The sequence below is a fragment of the Roseomonas sp. HF4 genome (assembly GCF_005222755.1).
Taxonomy (GTDB): domain Bacteria; phylum Pseudomonadota; class Alphaproteobacteria; order Acetobacterales; family Acetobacteraceae; genus Neoroseomonas.
In genome coordinates, this window is the sequence record NZ_STGD01000004.1 from 318,356 (window position 1) to 338,100 (window position 19,745).

General features: G+C 72.9%; 14 protein-coding genes. 7 read left to right on the top strand and 7 right to left on the bottom strand.

From position 1 onward, the window contains the following. The 3 genes from E8M80_RS08935 to E8M80_RS08945 form a co-directional block, all read right to left on the bottom strand. The gene (locus E8M80_RS08935; RefSeq protein WP_137125324.1) at positions 1-1,647 is read right to left on the bottom strand and encodes a glycosyltransferase family 2 protein; all 1,647 of its coding nucleotides are present in this window, start codon (positions 1,645-1,647) and stop codon (positions 1-3) included. Positions 1,648-2,119: 472 nt separating this feature from the next. Next, entirely contained in the window at positions 2,120-2,887 is a 768-nt protein-coding gene (locus tag E8M80_RS08940; RefSeq protein ID WP_137125325.1) for an arginyltransferase, read from the bottom strand. A gap of 71 nt (positions 2,888-2,958) precedes the next feature. Next, positions 2,959-5,340, bottom strand: a complete 2,382-nt coding sequence (locus E8M80_RS08945) for a penicillin acylase family protein (protein WP_137125326.1) — start codon at positions 5,338-5,340, stop codon at positions 2,959-2,961. A 93-nt stretch (positions 5,341-5,433) separates the two neighbouring features. On the opposite strand from E8M80_RS08945, the gene E8M80_RS08950 reads away from it, so the two are divergent. Beyond that, the gene (locus tag E8M80_RS08950) at positions 5,434-7,932 is read left to right on the top strand and encodes a tetratricopeptide repeat protein (protein WP_137125327.1); all 2,499 of its coding nucleotides are present in this window, start codon (positions 5,434-5,436) and stop codon (positions 7,930-7,932) included. Between the two features lie 5 nt (positions 7,933-7,937). On the opposite strand, the gene E8M80_RS08955 is transcribed toward E8M80_RS08950, so the two are convergent. Next, positions 7,938-8,387 carry a surface-adhesin E family protein gene (locus tag E8M80_RS08955; RefSeq protein ID WP_370287313.1) on the bottom strand — a complete coding sequence of 150 codons (450 nt, stop codon included), beginning with the start codon at positions 8,385-8,387 and terminating at the stop codon, positions 7,938-7,940. After that, entirely contained in the window at positions 8,387-9,898 is a 1,512-nt protein-coding gene (locus tag E8M80_RS08960) for an aldehyde dehydrogenase family protein (RefSeq protein ID WP_137125329.1), read from the bottom strand. The genes E8M80_RS08955 and E8M80_RS08960 overlap by 1 nt, the downstream gene beginning before the upstream one ends. Positions 9,899-10,201: 303 nt before the next feature. Between E8M80_RS08960 and E8M80_RS08965 the strand changes: the two genes are divergently transcribed. Both E8M80_RS08965 and E8M80_RS08970 read left to right on the top strand, forming a co-directional pair. Continuing rightward, positions 10,202-11,407, top strand: coding sequence for a CaiB/BaiF CoA-transferase family protein (locus tag E8M80_RS08965; protein ID WP_137125330.1), 1,206 nt, complete (start codon positions 10,202-10,204; stop codon positions 11,405-11,407). Positions 11,408-11,435: 28 nt separating this feature from the next. Further along, positions 11,436-12,269, top strand: coding sequence for an alpha/beta fold hydrolase (locus tag E8M80_RS08970; RefSeq protein ID WP_240789951.1), 834 nt, complete (start codon positions 11,436-11,438; stop codon positions 12,267-12,269). A gap of 18 nt (positions 12,270-12,287) precedes the next feature. Here the strand turns inward: E8M80_RS08970 and E8M80_RS08975 are convergent, their stop codons facing one another. Next, positions 12,288-13,694, bottom strand: coding sequence for a TRAP transporter large permease subunit (locus tag E8M80_RS08975; protein ID WP_137125331.1), 1,407 nt, complete (start codon positions 13,692-13,694; stop codon positions 12,288-12,290). 4 nt (positions 13,695-13,698) lie between these two features. Then, complete coding sequence (locus E8M80_RS08980; protein ID WP_137125332.1) at positions 13,699-14,247, bottom strand: TRAP transporter small permease subunit; 549 nt, start codon at positions 14,245-14,247, stop codon at positions 13,699-13,701. 342 nt (positions 14,248-14,589) lie between these two features. On the opposite strand from E8M80_RS08980, the gene E8M80_RS08985 reads away from it, so the two are divergent. Genes E8M80_RS08985 through E8M80_RS09000 form a run of 4 tightly spaced genes read left to right on the top strand, consistent with a single transcriptional unit; the run spans position 14,590 to position 19,667 of the window. Next, positions 14,590-16,605, top strand: a complete 2,016-nt coding sequence (locus tag E8M80_RS08985; RefSeq protein ID WP_137125333.1) for a proton-conducting transporter membrane subunit — start codon at positions 14,590-14,592, stop codon at positions 16,603-16,605. Between the two features lies 1 nt (position 16,606). Beyond that, positions 16,607-17,566, top strand: coding sequence for a respiratory chain complex I subunit 1 family protein (locus E8M80_RS08990; RefSeq protein WP_137125334.1), 960 nt, complete (start codon positions 16,607-16,609; stop codon positions 17,564-17,566). Continuing rightward, a complete protein-coding gene (locus E8M80_RS08995; protein ID WP_137125335.1) occupies positions 17,563-18,231 on the top strand; it encodes a hydrogenase-4 component E in 669 nt (222 codons plus the stop codon). The genes E8M80_RS08990 and E8M80_RS08995 overlap by 4 nt, the downstream gene beginning before the upstream one ends. Next, positions 18,231-19,667: a hydrogenase 4 subunit F gene (locus tag E8M80_RS09000; protein WP_137125336.1), complete on the top strand. Its 1,437-nt coding sequence runs from the start codon at positions 18,231-18,233 to the stop codon at positions 19,665-19,667. The genes E8M80_RS08995 and E8M80_RS09000 overlap by 1 nt, the downstream gene beginning before the upstream one ends. The last annotated feature ends 78 nt before the right edge of the window (positions 19,668-19,745 follow it).

The window sequence follows — 19,745 nt, forward strand, 5'->3', positions numbered from 1 at the left end:
CTAAGCTGCTCCTTCAATAAAATTGATAGGACCATCGATTTTCATGTCGAGCATGATGACTTCTTCTTCGGGCCAGAGATCAATGATCGCCTTGAGAGCCTCGTCCACGGGCTTTGCGTGTTTACTGGCTGAACAAACGACAAGCGAATAGAAATTGCGGCGCTCGGCCAGGAAGCTGCGGAGTTCAGGCAAGGTTGTTGCCCGGATCACTTCGATGCCTGAGTGTCGGAGCACATCCTCCTCCAGCCCCGGCCGATCGGCGGTCGCAAGCCGCAAGTAGGTCATCGCTGCCCCGGCCAGGCGGAGCGAGGCGAACGTGTCGCGAAAGAGGCTGTCCCGCCGATCACCGACGTCAGCTTCTCCATCGAGCAAGAGCACTGCCCCGGGTTGCGACGTGCGGGCGCGAGCCGCCAGCGCGCCACGCGTGGCATCCATATGGGCGGAACGCAGCGTTGGCCCGTGGCGCTCCACGAAGGTGCGGTGGTTGCGAACGTACAGAGGCCTTGCCGACGCTGAGGAACCAACGCTCCCGTATTCGAAATGGGTGATCTGAGCCCCGGGTTCGTAGGCAACCCGGAGGCCCGCGGCACGGATCCGCATGCACAGGTCAGCCTCCTCGAAGTATGCGGGGGCGAAGACCTCGTCCAAGCCGCCCAGTGCTTCGAAGACCTGCCGCCGGACCATGAGGAATGCTCCGGAGCAGTAGTCCACGTCTCGGGTGAAGGCGAACGCGGGCGCTCGGGGGTCCTCGCCGCGTCCGTAGCCTTCACAGTGACCATCGCGCCAAATGATGCACCCCGCTTCCTGCAGGGTGCCATCAAGCCGGAGAACGCGTCCTCCGACCGCACCGAGATCAGGCTCTCCGTCCAGCCGATCCGACGCCGCCTTGATCGCGTTGGCGGCGATGGTCGTATCGTTGTTCAGCAGGAGCAGGTGCCGCCCACGGGCCTCACTGGCCGCCCGATTGACGCCACGAAGGAAATGCAGGTTTTCCGCGGCCTTGATCACGCGCGCGCCATCGATCCGCTCGAGCAGCGCCGGGGTGGCATCCGTCGAGGCATTATCCAGGAGGATCACCTCGGTATCGGGCGGAGCCTCGCGGGCAATGGACTGCAGACAGTCGAACGTCAATTCCGCCTGATTGTACAAGACGATGACCACGCTGGCCCGCGGATTGGCCGAATGAGGCAGCGCCAGCCTGGCATCATTGGCCAGGAACGCGTCCAGAGCGTCGCGACAATTCCTTCGGTACCTTTCCTTCGCCTCGTCCTCGGGTTGAAGCGGGCGTGCCGTCGCACCTTCGGTATCCCGCGTTGCCGCCGCGCGCGTGCCGCCCCTGAGCACCGCCCGATTCCACGAGATGATGCGGCGCAGCCCATGAGCGACCATCCGCAAGGGGGCCGTGAGCCGCCAGCTGGTACTGACCTGAAGGTCGGCCAAGCGTGCTTCCGCCTCGACCATCCTGCGCTGAGCGGCATCGGCATTCTCCTTGGCCAGCCTCGCTCGCTCCTGTGCCGAGAGAGATCCCCGAACCAATGCCGCGGCCAAGGCGGCGCGACCCGTCACAAGCCGCTCAGCATCCGACATCCGCGTCGCGGCCTCCTCGATCCAGCCGCCATTCTGATCGCGTGAGATCGCGTTTTCCACCTACTACTGCCCAGCACGGTTTCGTGATTGGATTCCCCGGGCGCAAGGTCCCGTCAGCGGTCGGCGTGCACCACCGCATCCTGGCGCGCACCGGGCCCGGGAACGACGTTGCTTCGGGATCGACGACGACCCAGGCTCCGCGGGGGGCAGGCGAGATGCCGGATCGGCGCGTCGCGGTGCCGGCCGGTCGAATCGGCGCAGTTGCGGGCCCCCGTCATCGCGGAATGGAATCGGCTGGCCGCCGAGGCCGTCGCCGCCGGTTTCAAGGTGGCGGGGCGGCGGGGCGGAGATCGCTCGGAGCGATGCGACCCTCACCTCACGCCGCGCCGGCATGCACGCCGGTTCGGACCAGGCGGACCCAAGAGCAGGGTCTCTCCCCCCTGTCGCTTCGACGCCTGATGGAGGCCACGGGCCAGCCCGCGACGCATGCCCCGTGCGGTGGCTGCGCGGACCGCCCGCCCGAAGCCGCGGATCAGGCCTCGACGCGCGTCATGCTGGCCGCCTCGGGCGTGGGCGCGGCCTCGCCCAGCACGCGCCATGCGCCGCCGGTGAGCACCTCGCTCGGCCGGAAGCGGGCCTTGTAGGCCATCTTGCGGCTCTCCGGCACCCAGTAGCCGAGGTAGACATAGGGCAGCCCGAGCGCGCGGGCGCGCCAGACCAGCCACAGCACCGCATAGGTGCCGAGGGACCGCTTCTCGAGCCCCGTCTCGTAGAAGGAATAGACCGCCGAGAGCCCGTCCGTGAGCCGATCCGTCAGGCAGGCGCCGAGCAGCCGGTCGGCGCCGTCGCGGAATTCGACCACCCCGGTCCCGATCGGCGTGTCCTCGACCATGGCGCGGTAGTCGTAGAAACCCATCGCCGCCATGTCGCCATCCGCGTGGCGGTCCTTCTGGTAGCGGTGGAACAGGGCGAACTGCTCGGCCGTGGCCCGCGCCGGCATCTCGGTCGCGGTCACGTCGGCGTTGACGCGCGCGATCCGGCGCTGCGTGCGGTCGGGTTCGAAGGCATCGGCCACGATGCGGATCGGGATGCAGGCCTGGCAGCCCGGGCAGACCGGCGAATAGGCGATGTTGTGGCTGCGCCGGAAGCCGGCGCGGGACAGGCGGTCGTGCAATCCCTCCGCCTCCGGGCCCGAGAGCTCGGTCACGATCTTCCGTTCCGTCCGCCCGGCCAGGTAAGGGCAGGGGAGCGGCGCGGTCGTGTAGAAGAACTGCGGTCGGCGGGCGGATCGCTGGAGCATCTGTCGCTGTCGTTGGTCCTTGTCAGTGTCGTTGCAGGGCGCGCCGGAATCAACAGGGGCCCGCGCATGCCTCATGGCATGAGTCCGATGCGCGCAGCCGGCGCCTCTTCCAGCGGGCCCAGCCGCAGCAGCGCCCCCGCCCGCCACGCCGGCAGCAGGTCCGCCCAGTGCCCGCTCATCGGATGGCCGGACTGGCCGGTCGCGATCACCACATGGGCGCCGGCGGGGTCGCCGAGGTCGAAGACGCCCCGGAAGCCGGCGCCGTGCACATTCGGGAAAAGCCCCGCCTGTTCGCCGCGCAGCCCGGCGCGGGCGACGGTCTCGCCATCCCCGGCGGTCGGCACCGCGATGCGCGTGAGCGCGCCGAGGCCGGGGACGTAGCGCAGCACCGGGTGCTCGAAGCGTGCCGGATGCGCGGCCCCCCAGCGCCAGGCGGATGGGTCTGCGCCATGCAGCCCGGCAAGGTCCTGCACGGCCGCCGCCATGGCCGCCGAGAGCAGCGGCCCGCAGCCCGCAGTGCCGCACCAGGCGCGGGCCGCGGCATCGTCGGTCAGGACGCGCCGGAGGAATTCGGGGCTGGCCCGGCGGGCATCCTCCGGCAGGCCGGCGCGGGCCAGCACCGCATCCCCGAAGCGGCCGAGGGTTGCATGGAAGACCAGCGGCGCGGCCGCCTCGGCGCCGACGGTGCCGTCCCAGCGCGCCAGCACGTCCTGCGCGACGCCTGCGGCGCCCGCCGGGCGCGGGGCTGCGCGGAACGCCGGCAGCACCTCGGCCGCGAACAGCGAGACGACATCCCCCTGCATCCGTGCGAAGCCCGCCGCGTCGTGCTGCGGCGCGGCGGCCAGCATCCGGCCGATGCGGCGCAGCCGCCAGTCGCCGTGCCAGTCGCGGCCGAGGAAAACCGGGTGGTCGGGCGGCGCCGGGCGGCTGTTGGCGTGGGCGAGCACGCCGCTCGCGGGGTTCTCGAGATGCGGCATCGCGTCGAAGGGCACGAAGCCGTCCCAGCCATGGCGGCCGTCCCAGCCCGGCAACGGCAGGCTGCCGTCCCCGGCGCGCCGGACCGGCGTGCGGCCGGTGAAATACATGGCGATGGCCCCCGCGGCATCCGCCACCGTCAGGTTCTGGGACGGGCTCGTGACCAGCCGCGCCGCCGCGCGGGCCTCGGCGATGCCGCGCGCCCCGTTCAGCGCAAGAAGCCCCGCGGCGGCGGTGTCTCCCGGTGCGAGGTTCGCCATCGCGACCGCCAGCACGGTGCCGTCGGGCCGCCCGTCCGGCGCGTCGAGGTCGGACAGCACCGGGCCGTGCCGCGTCTCGCGCACCCGCATGGTGACGGGGTTGCCGAAGCGGACGCGGATCACTTCCTCCCGCACCTCGAAGGGGCGGGGGCCGTCCTCGGTCTCGTAGGCGTCCGGCCCGGCGAGGCGCTCGACGAAGACATCCTGCGTGTCGGAGTGCGTGGTGGTGAAACCCCAGGCGATGTGCTCGTTCCGGCCTATCACGATGCCGGGGACGCCTGGCGCCGTGGCGCCCGCCAGCACGCGCCCGCCCGGCAGCTCGATGCGCGCGAGGTACCAGAGGATCGGCGCCGCGTAGCCGAGATGCGGGTCGGTCGCGAGCAGCGGCGCGCCGGAGGCCGAGCGCGCCCCCGCCACCGCCCAGGCATTGGAGGCGAGCGCGGGCAGCGGCGCGTCCACCGGGAAGACCGGCAGCGCGGCCAGCAGCCCGTCGAGCCCCGGCAGCGCCGGCGCCGCGCCGAGCCGCCCGCCCGCACCCGCCGACGGGCCGAGATCGGGCCGGTCCGGCCGACCGGGGGAGGGATCCGGCGGCCAGAGGTCGGCCAGCCGCTCGGGCGGCAGCAGGCCGGCGAGGCGCGCGCGTTCGAGCTCCGTGCGGAAATTGCCGGACAGCCAGAGGCCCATCACCTTGCCCCAGAGCAGGCTGTCCACCGGCCGCCAGGGCTCCGGCGCGCCGAGCAGGACGAATTCCGCGCCGGCGAAGCGCCCGCGCGCGGCGATCCAGGCGTTCACCCCGCGCGCATAGGCCTCCATCGAGGCGCGGACATCGGCGGGCAGGCCGGCGAGGTCGGCCTCGGCGCGGCGCTCCAGGCCCAGCAGGCGCATGAAGCGATCGACGCGCAGCGCCTGCGCGCCGGTCAGTTCCGACAGCCGCCCGGCGGCGCCGCGGCGCATGGTCTCCATCTGGAACATGCGGTCGCGCGCGTGCAGCCAGCCGAGCGCGGCCCAGGCATCCGCCTCGCTGCCGGCCGCGATGCGCGGGATGCCGTGGCCGTCGAAGGCGATCTCGACCGGCGCGGCGAGGCCGGGCAGGGCGAAGCGCCCTTCCCGCGGCGGCAGCGCCCACCAGGCGCCGCCGAGCACCGCGCCAAGGCCGAGCACGAGCAGCAGCAGGAGGCCAAGCAGGATCCGGCCACCCCAGCGGAGAATGCGTCTCATGCGACGTCACATGGCCCCTGCGGCCGCGCTTGGGAACCGTGGCCGGACGGCCGGCATGGACGATCCGCCTGCTTCGCTGCTACCGCACCCGCCATGGCCGAGCCTGAGCCCGCCCCCCGCCCCGACCGCCCGGCGCCCCGCCTGCTCGGCGAGGCCGGCGCGCTCCGGCTGCACCACTGGCCGGGGTCTGGCGAGGCGACGCTCATCGTCTTCGGCCCGCGTGGCGGGACCCCGGCGGGGTCGGAGGGCTGGTGGGGCCGGCCGGTCGCGGCGCGGCTCGGCTGGGACACGCTGTTCTTCGCGAGCGCCGCGCAGGATTGGTATCCGGCGGCGGACATGGCGGCGCTGCTGCCGGCCGCGCTGGCGGCGGCCGGCGCGCGCCGCGTCGCCTGCGGCGCCTCCATGGGCGGCTACGCGGCGCTGAAATACGGCCGGGCGCTCGGCGCGCAGGGCGCGGTCGCGCTGTCGCCGCAGGCCTCGATCGACCCGGCCGACGTGCCGGAGGACCCGCGCGCCGCGTTCGCGTTCGACCCGCGGCGCCATGCCGGCATGGCGATTGGCGCGGAGGACCTCGCGGCGGCGGCGGTCTTCGCCTTCGACCCGCTCGACCCGCTGGAGGCAGCGCATGCGCGCCGGCTGGCGCGGCTGCCGGGCCTCGTCGCGACCCGGCTGCGCCACGCGGGTCCCGCGACGGCCGAGGTGCTGGCCGAGGCCGGCAGGCTGCCGGCCGTGCTGCGCGCGCTGCTGGACGGCGACGCGCCGCTGGCGGCGGCACGGCTGCGGGCGGCGCGGCGCGACTCGCCCACCCTGCTCCGCACCCTGGCGGTGGCTGCCGAGGCGGCGGGCCAAGCCGCGCGGGCCGAGGCGCTGCGTGCTGCGGCGCGGGCGCGGGGCGGGCGCGACCTGCCGCGGGCGCGCGTGCTCGACCTGCGGGCCCGGGCGCTGGCCAGGCTCGGCCGGCGGCAGGAGGAAGCCGCGGCGCTGCGCGACTGGGCCGCGCTGGCGCCGCAGGCACCCGAGCCGCGGTTGCGGCTGTTCGAGTGCCTCCTGGCGCTCGACGCCCCGGAGGAGGCGGTGGCTGCCTTCGCCGAGGTGGCGGCGCGCGGACGCCCGGAGCTTCGCCTGCACGCCCTGCATCTGGAGGCGCTGAAGCGCCTCGGCCGCACGGAGGACGCGGTCGCGGCGGCGCGCCAGGCCGCGACGGCGGCGCCGCGCCTTGCCGCGGCGCAGGCGCTGCTCGGCGAGACGCTGCTCTGGGCGCGGCGCCGTCCGGCGGCGCGGGAGGCATTCCGGCGCGCGCTCGGCATCGACCCCGGGCACGACCGCGCCCGCCTCGGCCTGCTGGCCAGCGCGGCGCCGGGGGAGGAGGGCGCCGACCCCGCCCCGCTGGTCGAGGACCTCGCACGGGAGGGCGCGGCGGAGCCGTCCTGGGTCGCGCTCCTCGATGCGCTGCGCGACACGCGCCGACCGGCCGAGGCGATCGCGGCGGGCGAGCGCGCCGTGGCGCTTCACCCGGCCTCGGTGCCGCTCCGCCACCGGCTCGGCGTGCTGCGCCTGGCCGCCGGGCAGGCGGTTGCGGCGGAGGCCGATTTCCGCATCGTCGTGCAGGCCGCGCCGGGGCTTGCGGATGGCTGGCTCGGCCTGACGGATTCGCTCTGGCGGCAGAAGCGCTTCGCGGAGGGGCGGGAGGAGGCGGCGGCGGCGGCGGCCGCGCATCCTGGCCACGCCACGCTGGCGACGCGCCATGCGTCCTTCCTCCTGGCCGCGGGGGACCTCGTGGGGGCGGAACGCGCGGCGCGGCGCGCGCTTTCGCTCGAGGCCGCGGAGGAAGCGGCCTGGCTCTGCCTCGCCGATGCGCTCTGGCGCCAGCAGCGGCCGAAGGACGCGGTGCGCGCGATGCAGGAGGCCGCCGTCGCGCTGCCCGGCAACGGCGCGATCCTGGCCCGCCTCGGCCACCTGCTGATCGGGCAGGATGAACGGGCGGCGGCGGTCGAGGCCTTCCGCCGCGCGACCGAGGCCGGGCGCGCGCCCGCCCATGTCTGGCTTGGCCTGACGGAGGCGCTGTGGCGACAGGAAAGGCTGGCCCGCGCGGTCGAGGCGGCGCGGCGCGGGCTGGCGGAGCACCCGAATTCCGCCGAGCTGCGCGCGCGGCTGGCGCAGCTCATGCTGGCACAGGGCGAGGACGGTGCGGCGCGGGAGGCGCTGGCCGAGGCGCTGGCGGCCGCGCCGGACTCGGAGGACATCCACCTCGCCATGGCCGATGCGCTCTGGCGGCAAGGGCGGCGGGCCGAGGCGGTGGCCGCGGCGCGCGAGGCGGTGGCGGCGGCGCCCGGCCGGCCGGCGGTGGCGGCGCGGCTCGGCCATCTCCTGATCGAGGCCGGGGAAGCGGAGGAGGCGGCGGCGATCTTCCTGCGCCTGACGGCGGAGACGCCCGACCTCGCGACCGGCTGGGTCGGCCTCAGCGACGCGGAGCGGCTGCGCAAGCGCATCCGTCCGGCGATCGAGGCCTGCCGCCGCGCGGAACTGGCGGGCGCAGACCGCCACACGCTGCGGATGCTGCGCTTCCGCCTGTTCGGCGAGCTGGAGGAATAGCCGCGCTACAGCCCGCAGGCGGCGTCGAGGAAGGTGCCGCCGAGCGTGCCGCGCTCGGCCGGGCGGAAGGCCGCGCTGCGTGGGCGTTCGGCATGCACGGGTTCCTGCGCGCCGAGGCGGGCGAACCAGGCGCCCTCCAGCGGCCGCCAGGCGCGGTCGGCGCAGCGGTATTCGCCGAGGAAGCGGACCGATTGCGCGCGCCCGCCGGTTTCCGGGATCGGGATGGGCTCGCGCAGGTTGATCAGGATCCAGGCGCGGCGGACCGCGCCCGTGGTCACGAGCCCGCGTTCCTGCACGTAGCCGCTGACGATGTCGCCCTCGGTCGCGAGGGCGGGGATGGCGCGCCAGCCGGGCGGCGGCGGCGGGTAGCTCGGCGCCTGCGCCACGGGGGGCGGCGGCTCGGCGGCGCAGGCCGCGAGCAGGAACGCGAGGGCGAGGCCGGGGCGGGAGCGCATCACGCCATGTTCACCATGATGGTCTTCTTGTGCGTGAAGTGCTCGAGCATCGCCTCGAGGCTTGCCTCCTTTCCGAGGCCCGACGACTTCACGCCGCCGTAGGACAGGTTCGCCTGCACGACGAGGTTCTGGTTGATCTGCACGAGGCCCGCTTCCAGGCGATGCGCGAGATCCAGCCCGACCTTGAGGTTGTTCGTCCAGAGGCTGGCGGCCAGGCCGTAGTCGCTGTCATTCGCCTCGGCCAGCACGCTCTCGGGGTCGTCGAAGGGCTGGATCACCGTCACCGGTCCGAAGATCTCCTCCTTCACGAGGCGGCTGTCCTTCGTGAGGCCGGTGAAGATGACCGGCTGGATGAACAGGCCCTTCTTCAGCGCCGGGTCGGTCGGCATGGCGGAGCAGACATGCGCGGTCGCGCCCGGCGTCGCGGCGCCTTCGGCGATGTAGGCGCGCACCTTCTCCATCTGGCCTTCGCTGACGATGGTGCCGATGTCGGTCTTCTCATCCAGCGGGTCGCCCATGACCATGCCGTTCACCGCGTCGGTCATCGCCTTGACGAAGCGGTCGAAGATCGGGCGCTCGACATAGATGCGGCTTGCGGCGGTGCAGGACTGGCCCTGGCGCGTGAAGCGCATCGACGTCAGCGCGCCGGAGACGGTCCTGTCGAAGTCGCAATCGGCGAAGACGATCATCGGCGACTTGCCGCCGAGTTCGAGCGTGACGGGGATCAGCTTCTCGGCCGCGGCGCGCGCCACGATCTTGCCGGTCTCGACGGAGCCCGTGAACGTCACCTTGCGCACGAGCGCGTGCGACACGAGCGGTGCGCCGCATTCCGGGCCGAAGCCGGAGACCATGTTGAAGACGCCGGGCGGCAGCACGCGGTTCATGATCTCGCAGATGCGCAGCACCGCCAGCGGCGCTTCCTCCGCCGACTTCACCACCACCGTGTTGCCGGCGACCAGCGCGGGCGCGACCTTCAGCGCCATCAGCAGCATCGGCACGTTCCACGGGATGATGGCGCCGACCACGCCGAGCGGCTCGCGCACCGTCACGGACAGCACGTTGGGCGCGAAAGGGACGCTCTCGCCCTTCAGTTCCGACCCGAGGCCGCCGAAGAACTCGAAGACATCGGCGACGACACCGGCTTCGACGCGGCTTTCGGTGCGCAGCGCCTTGCCCGTTTCCAGCGCGATCAGACGGCCGAGCTCGTCCACGTGTTCCTTCAGCAGCTGTGCGCACTGGTACACGAGGGCACCGCGCTTGCGGGCCGGGACCTTCGCCCAGTCCTTCTGCGCCTTGGCGGCATTCTGCACGGCGGCATCGACATCGGCCGCGTCGCCTTCCGCCGCGCGCGCGACCTCGGCGCCGGTCGCCGGGTTCACCACCGCGAAGGTCCTGCCGGAGCGCGCGGGCACATAGGCGCCGCCGATGAAATGAATGCCGGACAGCGCCTTGGCCAGCGCGAAGGGATCGGTGCTGGGCGCGGCAGGGGTGGGGTGCGGGCGGTCGAGCATCGGGCGGTTCTCCGGAGGCGGATTTCGGGCAGGCATAGACCCGCCCGGCGCCGGAGGGAACCGTGGGAACGCGGGGGCGCCGCCCCCTCGTGCTCCCCCGCCGAGGGCCGAAAGGCCCTCGGAACCCGATACCGCGCCACCATCGGCGGTTGGGTGCCAGGCGACGGTTCCCAAAGGCCTTTCGGCCTTTGGTGGGGAGGGTGCGGGAGGGGCAAGGCCCCTCCTGCGGCGCTGCCCCCGGGTTGCCGCCGCGCAGGCCCGCGACTAAGCCTCCGCTCCGAGACCTGACCCCGGAGTTGCCTCATGTCCCAGCCGGCCGGCCCGCTTTCGGGCCTTCGCGTCCTCGACCTCACCCGCGTGCTCGCGGGGCCTACCTGCACGCAGATGCTGGGCGACCTCGGTGCCGAGGTCATCAAGATCGAGCGCCCCGAGGCTGGCGACGACACCCGCGGCTTCGCGCCGCCCTTCTGGCCCGAGACGAAGGAGAGCGCCTACTTCCTCGGCGTGAACCGCAACAAGAAGTCGGTCACGCTCGACATGGCGAAGCCGGAGGCGCAGGCGATCATCCACCGGCTGCTCGAGACTTCCGACATCCTGGTCGAGAACTTCAAGGTCGGCGCGCTGGCGAAATACGGCCTCGGCTGGGAGCAGCTGCGCGCGAAGTACCCGCGCCTGATCTATTGCTCCATCACGGGCTTCGGGCAGACCGGCCCCTATGCGCCGCGACCGGGCTACGACGCGCTGATCCAGGCGATGGGTGGCGTGATGTCCCTGACGGGCGAGCCAGCCGGCAGCCCCCAGAAGGTCGGCATCCCGGTCGCCGACCTGTTCGCCGGCCTCTATGGCTGCATCGGCATCCTGGCGGCGCTGAACCACCGCAACGCGACCGGTGAGGGCCAGCAGATCGACATCGGGATGCTGGATACGCATGTCGCCTGGCTCGCGAACCAGGGGATGAACTACCTGGCGACCGGGGAGAACCCGCCGCGGCTCGGCAACCAGCACCCGAACATCAGCCCGTACCAGGAATTCCCGACGAAGGACGGCTACATCATCCTGGCTGTCGGCAACGACCCGACCTTCGAGCGCTTCTGCCGCGCCTTCGGCCAGGAGCACCTGTTGGCCGACGAACGCTTCGCCACCAACCCGAAGCGCGTCGCCAACCGCGACCTGGTGACGGCGACGCTGACGCCGGTGATGAAGACGCGCACCACGACCGAATGGGTCGCGGCGCTGGAAGCGCAGAAGATCGGCTGCGGCCCGATCAACACGCTGGCTGAGGTCTTCGCCGACCCGCATGTCCAGGCGCGCGGCATGACGCTCGAGATGGCGCATGGCACCGGCGCCACGGTGAAGGTCATCGCCAACCCCGTGAAACTCAGCGCGACCCCGCCCACCTATCGATCGGCGCCGCCGGTGCTGGGCGAGCATACCGAGGACGTCCTGACAGGGGTGCTCGGCATGGACGCCGAGGAGATCGCGGGGCTCCGGGCCAAGGCGGTCCTGTAGCCGGCCCCGCCGGCGGGAGGAGGATGTCGTGCGCGAAGGCGCGGTGCGTTGGCTCTCGCCCGTCGGCTTCTTCACCATGCGCTGGTGGGAATGGGGCCCGGCGGATGGCGCGCCCGTCGTCTGCGTGCACGGCCTCACGCGATCGGGGCGGGATTTCGACGCGCTGGCGCGCGCGCTCGCCGCGTCGGGGCGGCGCGTGGTGTGCCCGGACCTCCCCGGTCGCGGCGCCTCGGACTGGCTGCCGGACGGAATGCTCTACCAGCCGCCGGTCTATGTCGCGGCGCTGTCCTACCTGCTGGCGCGGCTCGACGGGCCGGTCGACTGGGTGGGCACCTCGCTCGGCGGGATCTGCGGCATGGGGCTGGCGGCGACGCCGGGCCACCCGATTCGGCGGATGGTGCTGAACGACATCGGCGCCTTCGTCCCGCAGGCGGCGATCGCGCGCATCCGGGACTACATGACGCCGAAGCCTGTGTTCCGAGACATCCCCGCGCTGGAGGCGCATCTGCGCGAGGTGCACGCGCCCTTCGGCAGCCTGACCGACGCCGAATGGCGGCACCTGGCCGAGACGTCGTCACGCCCGGCGGAGGGCGGCGTCGCGCTGCACTACGACCCGGCGATCGGCGCGCCGATTCGCTCGCAGCAGCCCCAGGCGCTCGACATGCAGGCGCTGTGGGAGAAGGTGACGATCCCGGTGCTGCTGATCCGCGGCGCGGCGAGCGACATCCTGTCGGCCGAGACCGCCAGCGCCATGGCCGCGGGCGCGAATGTGCAATTCGCCGAGATCGGCGGTGCCGGGCACGCGCCGGCGCTGATGGATGCGGCCCAGATCGCGCTGGTGGCGGAATTCCTCGGCGGGTAGCGGGACCGGCCCGCCGGCTCAGCGGAACACAGGCACGTCGTCGGTCGGCGGCGGCGCGGGCACGTCGATCGTCACCGTGGCGGGATCGACGCCGGTGCCGGTGTCGAGCCAATAGGTCACGCTCTCGGGCCACATGATGACGATGGCGACCAGCGTGAGCTGGAGGCACAGGAACGGGATGGCGCCCCAGTAGATGTCCTTGGTCAGGACTTCCTTCGGCGCCACGCCGCGCAGGTAGAACAGCGCGAAGCCGAAGGGCGGGTGCATGAAGGATGTCTGCAGGTTCACGCAGAGCAGCACGCCGAACCACACCAGGTTGATGTCGAGCTTCTGCGCCACCGGCACCAGCAGCGGCACGACGATGAAGGCGATCTCGAAGAAGTCGAGGAAGAAAGCCAGCAGGAAGACCGCGACGTTGACCACCACCAGGAAGCCCGTCTGCCCGCCCGGCAGGTGGGCCAGCAGGTGCTCGATCCAGATCGATCCGTCCACGCCCTGGAAGACCAGCGTGAAGACCGTGGCGCCGATCAGGATGAAGATCACCATGGCCGTGATGCGCATGGTGTTGGCCATCGCCTCGAACAGCAGCGCCCAGGTGAAGCGGCGGTTGATGACGGCGATGAGGATGGCGCCCATCGCGCCCATCGCGCCCGCCTCGGTCGGCGTGGCGAGGCCGAGGAAGATGGTGCCAAGCACGAGGAACATCAGCACGAGCGAGGGCACCATGCCCTTGATGACGCGCCAGTAGAGCGGCCAGCCGCGGAGCGTCCGCGCCTCCTCCGGCAGGGGTGGGACCTTCTGCGGCCAGACCGTGCTCACGAAGGCGATGAACAGCAGGAACAGCATCACCTGCATCATCGCCGGGCCGATCGCGCCGGCGTACATCTCGCCCACGGACTTGCCCAGCTGGTCGCCCAGCACGATCAGCACGAGCGATGGCGGGATGAGCTGCGCGATGGTGCCCGACGCCGCGATGACGCCGGTCGCGATCCGCATGTCGTAGCCGTAGCGGAGCATGATGGGCAGGCTGATCATGCCCATGGCGATGACGCTGGCCGCCACCGTGCCCGTGATGGCGCCGAGGATCGCGCCCACCACGATGACGGCATAGGCGAGGCCGCCCGGCACCTTGCCGAACAGCTGGCCCGTGCCTTCCAGCAGGTCCTCGGCCAGGCCGCAGCGTTCCAGGATCGCGCCCATCAGCGTGAAGAACGGGATCGCGAGCAGAACCTCGTTCGACAGGATGCCGAAGACGCGCAGCGGCAGGTTGCCGAGATAGGCGGTGGTGAAGAAGCCCATCTCGATCGACAGGAAGCCGAAGAAGAGCCCGACGGCCGAAAGGCTGAAGGCGACCGGGAAGCCCAGCAGCAGGAAGATCACGAGGCCGCCGAACATCAGCGGCGGCATCAGGTCGAGGCTGATCATCGCCTCACTGCTCCAGCTTCTCGTAAGCGGCGACGCGCGCCGCGTCGTCCTCGATGCCCCTGAGCGCGGCGATGCGCTTCACGAGTTCCGCCAGCCCCTGCAGCACGACCAGCGCGAAGCCCAGCGGCAGCAGCAGCTTCACCGGCCAGCGCAGCAGCCCGCCGGCATTGGGCGAGACCTCGTCGCGCATCCAGGAATCCAGGAAGAAGGGCCAGGTCATCCACGCCAGCAACAGCATGCCCGGCAGCAGGAAGAAGACGATGCCGAAGGCGTCGATCCAAAGGCGCGTGCGCTCCGAGACGATGCTGTAGACGAGGTCGACGCGCACATGGCCGTTGCGCCTCAGCGTATGCGCGGCGCCCAGCATGACGATGCCGGTGAAGAGATACCATTGCGCCTCGAGCCAGGCGTTCGAGGACAGCGAGAAGGCGTAGCGCATCAGCGCATTGCCGGCGCTGACCGCGCAGGCGGCGAGCACGCACCATTCCGCGATGCGCCCGATGCCGGCGCTGACGGCGTCGATGCCGCGGCTGAGGCCGAGCAGCGCGCGCATCTATGCTCCGTCGGGGCGTACCACGCGCCCCCGGTCCTGGCGCATGGCGCCGAGCCCCCCCTTGCCCCGTCCCGGATACCGCACGCAGCGCTGGAGCAGTGTCCGATCGGATGGAACCATGCGACCGGACGCCTTGCTCCAGGAAACACAGGATCCGGAACAGCTCATGCCCGCCCGGCGGAACAGCGTGGCGGTTCCCCGGGCCCGCCGCTGCTCTAGCCGCGCGCCACGGGCGATGCAACGCGCGAGGTGGGCAGTGCGAGCCGCCACCGCGCCTGAAGGCTGGCCCGATGGGAAGCCAGGGGCCTATCCTTCGCCCATGACTCGGCGCGTCGTCCGTCGGTGCTGACCTTCTTCGCCCTGCTGGTGGGCGCGCTTGCGGCACTCGGGGCCGCGTCGGTGGCGCTTGCCCGGTCCGCCGCCGGCAGCCGGGCCGTGTACGCGGCCTGCTGCGCCGCGGGCGTGCTGCTGGTCGCGGGCGGCGTCGCGGGGCTGCTCGGCGGGCCGGCGGTGCTGGACCTGCCCTTCGGGCCGCCCTGGGGCGCGGCGCGGCTCGCGATCGACCAACTCTCCGCCTGGTTCCTGCTGCCGCTCGGCGCCTCGGTCGCCGCGGCCTCGCTGTATGCGTGGGGCGGTGTCCGGGGCGCGGTCGCGCCGCGGCTGCTGGTGCCCTGGCCCATCTTCCTGGCCGGCATGGCGCTGGTCGTGCTCGCCGCCGACGGCTTCACCCTGCTGCTGGGGTTCGAGGCGATGTCGCTCGCCTCCTGGGCGCTGGTCGCGCATGACCACGCGGCGGCGGAGAACCGCCGTGCGGCGCGCATCTACCTGGGCTTCGCGGGCTTCGGCGGGCTGGCGCTGGTCGCGGCCTTCGGGCTGCTGGCCGGCGGCGCCGGGGAGGTCGCCTTCGCCGTGCTGCGCGACGCGCCGCCCGAGGGCTGGCGCGCCGCCGCCGTGCTGGCGCTGGTGCTCGCCGGCGCGGGGTCCAAGGCCGGGCTGTTTCCGCTCCATGTCTGGCTGCCGCTCGCGCATCCGGCGGCGCCGTCGCATGTGTCGGCGGTGATGTCGGGGGCGATGACCAAGGTCGCTCTCTATGTCCTGGCGCGCTTCGCCTTCGACCTGATGGGGCCGGCGCAGCCGGTCTGGCTCGGCGCGCCGCTGATCGCCCTGGGCGCCGCCTCGGCCGTGATCGGCGCGCTCCGCGCCAACCTCGAGGACGACACCAAGACGCTGCTCGCCTGCTCCACCGTCGAAAATGTGGGGCTGATCGCGATCGGGCTCGGCCTCGCACTCGCCTTCCGGGGCGCCGACCTGCCGGCGCTGGCGGCGCTGGCCGCCGGCGCCGCGCTGCTGCACGCGCTGAACCATGCCGTCTTCAAGACGCTGCTGTTCCTGGCGGCGGGGGCGGTCCTGCACGGGGCGCTGTCGCGCCGGCTGGATCGCCTGGGGGGCCTGATCCACCGAATGCCCGTCACGGCCTGGGCCGCGCTGGTCGGGATCGCGGCCGCCGCATCCCTGCCGCCGCTGTCGGGCTTCGCCTCGGAATGGCTGCTGCTGCAGGCGCTGCTGGCGGCATGGCGGGTGGGCGACCTCGCCTTCCAGATGGGCGTGGCCGCCGTCACGGCGCTGGCGGCGCTGGCCGTCGCGCTGGCTGCCGCGGCGATGGTGCGGTTCTGGGGCCTGGTGTTCCTTGGCCGCCCACGGACACCCCGCGCGGCAGGGGCGGAGGATGTGGGCGGCGCGGCCCGCTGGGCGCTGCTGCTGCCGGCCGGGCTGACGGTGCTGCTCGGCCTGCTGCCCGGCGTGATGCTGGATCTCGCCGAGCCGGCACTCCGCCAGATGGCCGGCGCCGCGGCGCCGCGGACAGGGCTGCTTATGGTGGGCGCGGCCGAGGGCGGCGCCCGCTACTGGCCGGCCTTCGCGGCGCTGCTGGTCGCGGCGGCCGTGGGCGGCGTCGCCTGGTGGGTGCGCCGGCGGGCGCCGGCCGGCGTCGCGCGCGGCCCGGCCTGGGATTGCGGCTACATCGCCCCCCCCGCGCACCTGCCCTTCGGCGACCCGGCGACGCAGCCCTCCGCCGCCGGCTTCGGCCAGCCGCTGCGGCGGATGCTGGGCGCCGGCCTGCTCGCGGCGCGGGAGGAGGTCCGGATGCCGCCGCCCGGATCGACGCTGCCCGCCGTGCTCGAGGCCGGGTATCGCGACCCGGCGCTGGCCGCCCTCGAAGGCCCGCTGCCGCGCTGGCGGGACGCGCTGGCAGCGCAGGCCGAGCGGCTGCGCGACCTGTCCATCCGGCAATGCCTCGGCCTGACCTTCGGCACCGTGGTGCTGATGCTGGCGCTGCTGGCCTGGATGGGGGCGCGCTGAGATGGCCGCGGTGCTCTCGGTCCTCGCGCAGCTGCTGCACATTGCGCTGATCCTGGCGGCCGCGCCGGTGCTGACGGGCGTCATCCGCTGGCTGAAGGCGCGCATGATGGGGCGGCGCGGGCCGCATCCGCTGCAGCCGCTGCGCGACCTGCTCAAGCTGCTGCGCAAGGTGCCGGTGCTGGCGGAGAACGCCTCGGCCGTGTCGCGTGTCATGCCCTATGTCGCGGCGGGTGCGGCCATTGCCGCGGCGGCGCTCGTGCCCTCCTTCGCGCGCGGCATGGCCCTGGCGCCGCTGGCCGACCTGCTGCTGGTGGCGGGTCTGCTGGCGCTCGGCCGCGTGGCGATGGCGCTGGCGGGGATGGATGTCGGCACGCCCTTCGGCGGCCTCGGCGCGGCGCGGGAGATGTCGTTCGCCGCGCTGGCCGAGCCCGCGCTGGTCGTCGCCGCGCTCTCGCTCGCGATCCTCGCGGGCACGACGAACCTCGACGCCATCGCGGCCGGCTTCCGGGATGGCGGGCTCGGGCTGCGGGTCTCGCTCGGCCTCGCGCTGGTGGCGCTGCTGGCGGTGGCCGTCGCCGAGAACGCGCGCATCCCGGTCGACAACCCCGCGACCCACCTGGAACTGACCATGGTGCACGAGGCGATGATCCTCGAGGCGTCCGGCCGGCATCTCGCCTTGTGGGACTTCGCCGCGATGCTGCGGCTGACGCTCTGGCTCGCGCTGCTGGTCGCGGTGTTCCTGCCGGTCGGCCAGGCGCCGGCCGGGGCTTGGCCGCATCTCTGGATCCCCGGCCTGCTCGCCTGGGTCGCGAAGATGGCGGGCCTCGCGCTGGCGCTGGCGGCGTTTGAGAGCGCGATCGCCAAGATGCGCGTCTTCCGCGTGCCGGAATTCCTCGGCGCCGCGCTGCTGCTCGGGCTGCTCGGCGCGGTGCTGCTGTTCGTCTCCACGAGGCTGGCATGAGCTTCGGCCAGCTTCCCTACGACCTGTCGCACCTGCTGGGTGGCAGCGTGCTGCTGCTGTCCTTCCTGCTGCTGTACCAGCGACGCATCGGGGCCGTGATCAACGCCTTCGCGACGCAGGGCACGCTGCTCGCGCTCGCGGCCGCCTGGCAGGGCTGGGTGCAGGGGGCGCCGGGGCTCTACCTGACGGCGCTTCTGGCGTTCGCGGCCAAGGGCGTGCTCATCCCGCTCGCCCTCCATCATATCGTCCGACGGCTCGACCTGCATCGCACGGTGGAGACCGCGCTCAGCATCGGGCCTTCGCTCATGGCCGGCGTGGCGCTGGTCGGGCTCGCCATCCTGGCCGTGCTGCCTGCGACCGAGGGCGCGGGCGCGCTGGCGCGGGAGGACCTGGCGCTGGCGCTGTCCGTCGTGCTGCTCGGCATGCTGATGATGATCACGCGGCGCAACGCGATCAGCCAGGTGATCGGGCTGCTCAGCCTGGAGAACGGGCTGATCCTGGCGGCGATCGGGGTCGCGGGCATGCCGCTCGTGGTGGAGCTTTCGACCGCCGCGCTGGTGCTGATGGTGGCGGTCGTCGCCGCCGTCTTCGCCTTCCAGATCCGCGAACGCTTCGACACGCTCGATACCGCGAGCCTCGAGGAACATCGCGGGGAGCGGCGCTGATGCCGCTGCAATGGGCGATCGTCTTCCTGCCCTGGCTCGGCGCCGCGGCGCTGGCGGCGGTGCCCAACCTGCGCCAGGCCACGCTGGCGAACATCGGCGTCAGCGCGCTGTCGTTCCTGATGGCCGGCGCGCTGGCCGCCATGCCCTTCGCCGAGCATGGCTGGACGCGCACCGACGCGCTGAACCTGCCCTTCATCCTGGTCGCGTCCTTCGTCGGGCTCACCACGGCCGTCTTCTCGGCCGCGACGCTCGACGCCGAGGGCTTCGACCACTGGCGCATCCGCGCCTACCACGCGGCCTACCAGGTCTTCATGGGCGCGCAGTTCCTCGCACTTGTGGCCGACAACCTGGGCGTCATGTGGGTGGCGGTCGAGATCGCGACGCTCGCCACCGTCTCGATGGTCGCGGTGCACCGCACGCCCGCGGCCTTCGAGGCGGCGTGGAAGTTCTTCATCCTCTGCGGCGTCGGCATCGCGCTGGCGCTGTTCGGCACCATCGTCCTCTACCTCGCCGCGCAGCCCTTCCTGCAGGAGGAGAACGGGCTGTCCTGGGCGGCGCTGATGGGCGTGGCCGCGCGCTGCGACCCGGCCACGCTCAACCTCGCCTTCGCCTTCCTGCTGCTGGGCTACGGCACCAAGGCGGGGCTGGTGCCGCTGCATTCCTGGCTGCCGGACGCGCATGCCGAGGGGCCGGTGCCGATCTCGGCCGTGCTGTCCGGCCTGTTGCTGAACGCGGCTATGCTCGCGGTGCTGCGCGCGAAATCCATCGTCGGCGCGAACCCGGACGCGATCGCGCCCGGCCCCTTCCTGCTGGCGCTCGGCCTGGCGTCGGTGCTGCTGGCCGCGCTCGCGCTCTGGCGGCGGCGGGACGCGCGGCGCTTCTTCGGCTGGAGCAGCATCGAGCACATGGGCCTCGCGGCCTTCGCCTTCGGCCTCGGCGGCGCGGCGGCGAACCTGGCGGGGCTGTTGCACCTGCTTGGCCATTCGCTGGTGAAAAGCGCGGTCTTCTTCGGCGTCGGCCGCGCGGCGCAGGCCAAGGGCAGCCAGAAGATCGCCGAGATCGGTGGCCTGGTCGCGACGCATCCCGCGCTCGGCTGGGGGCTGGCGCTGGCCATCGCGGCGATCGCGGGGCTGCCGCCCTTCCTGTTGTTCGCCTCGGAATTCCGGCTGCTGACGGTCGCGGTGGCCGAGATGCCGTGGCTCGCGCTGCCGCTCGTGCTCGGCATGGTCACGGCGCTGGCGGCGCTGGTCACGGTGCTGCAGCAGATGTGCTTCGGCGCGCCGACGCCCGATGCGGCCGGCGCGCTGGACGGCTGGCGCGAATGGGCGGCGGCGGTGCCGCTCTGGCTGCACCTGGCGGTGGCGGCGGCGCTGGGCGTGGCGATGCCCGCGGCGCTGGCGGCGATGCTGGCGGAAGCGGCGAGGGTGGTCGGATGAGCCAGGAAAGCACGGGGGAGGGGAACCTCACCCGATCCGTGCCCCACGACGTCGCTGCGCGACGCCGTAGGAACCCCA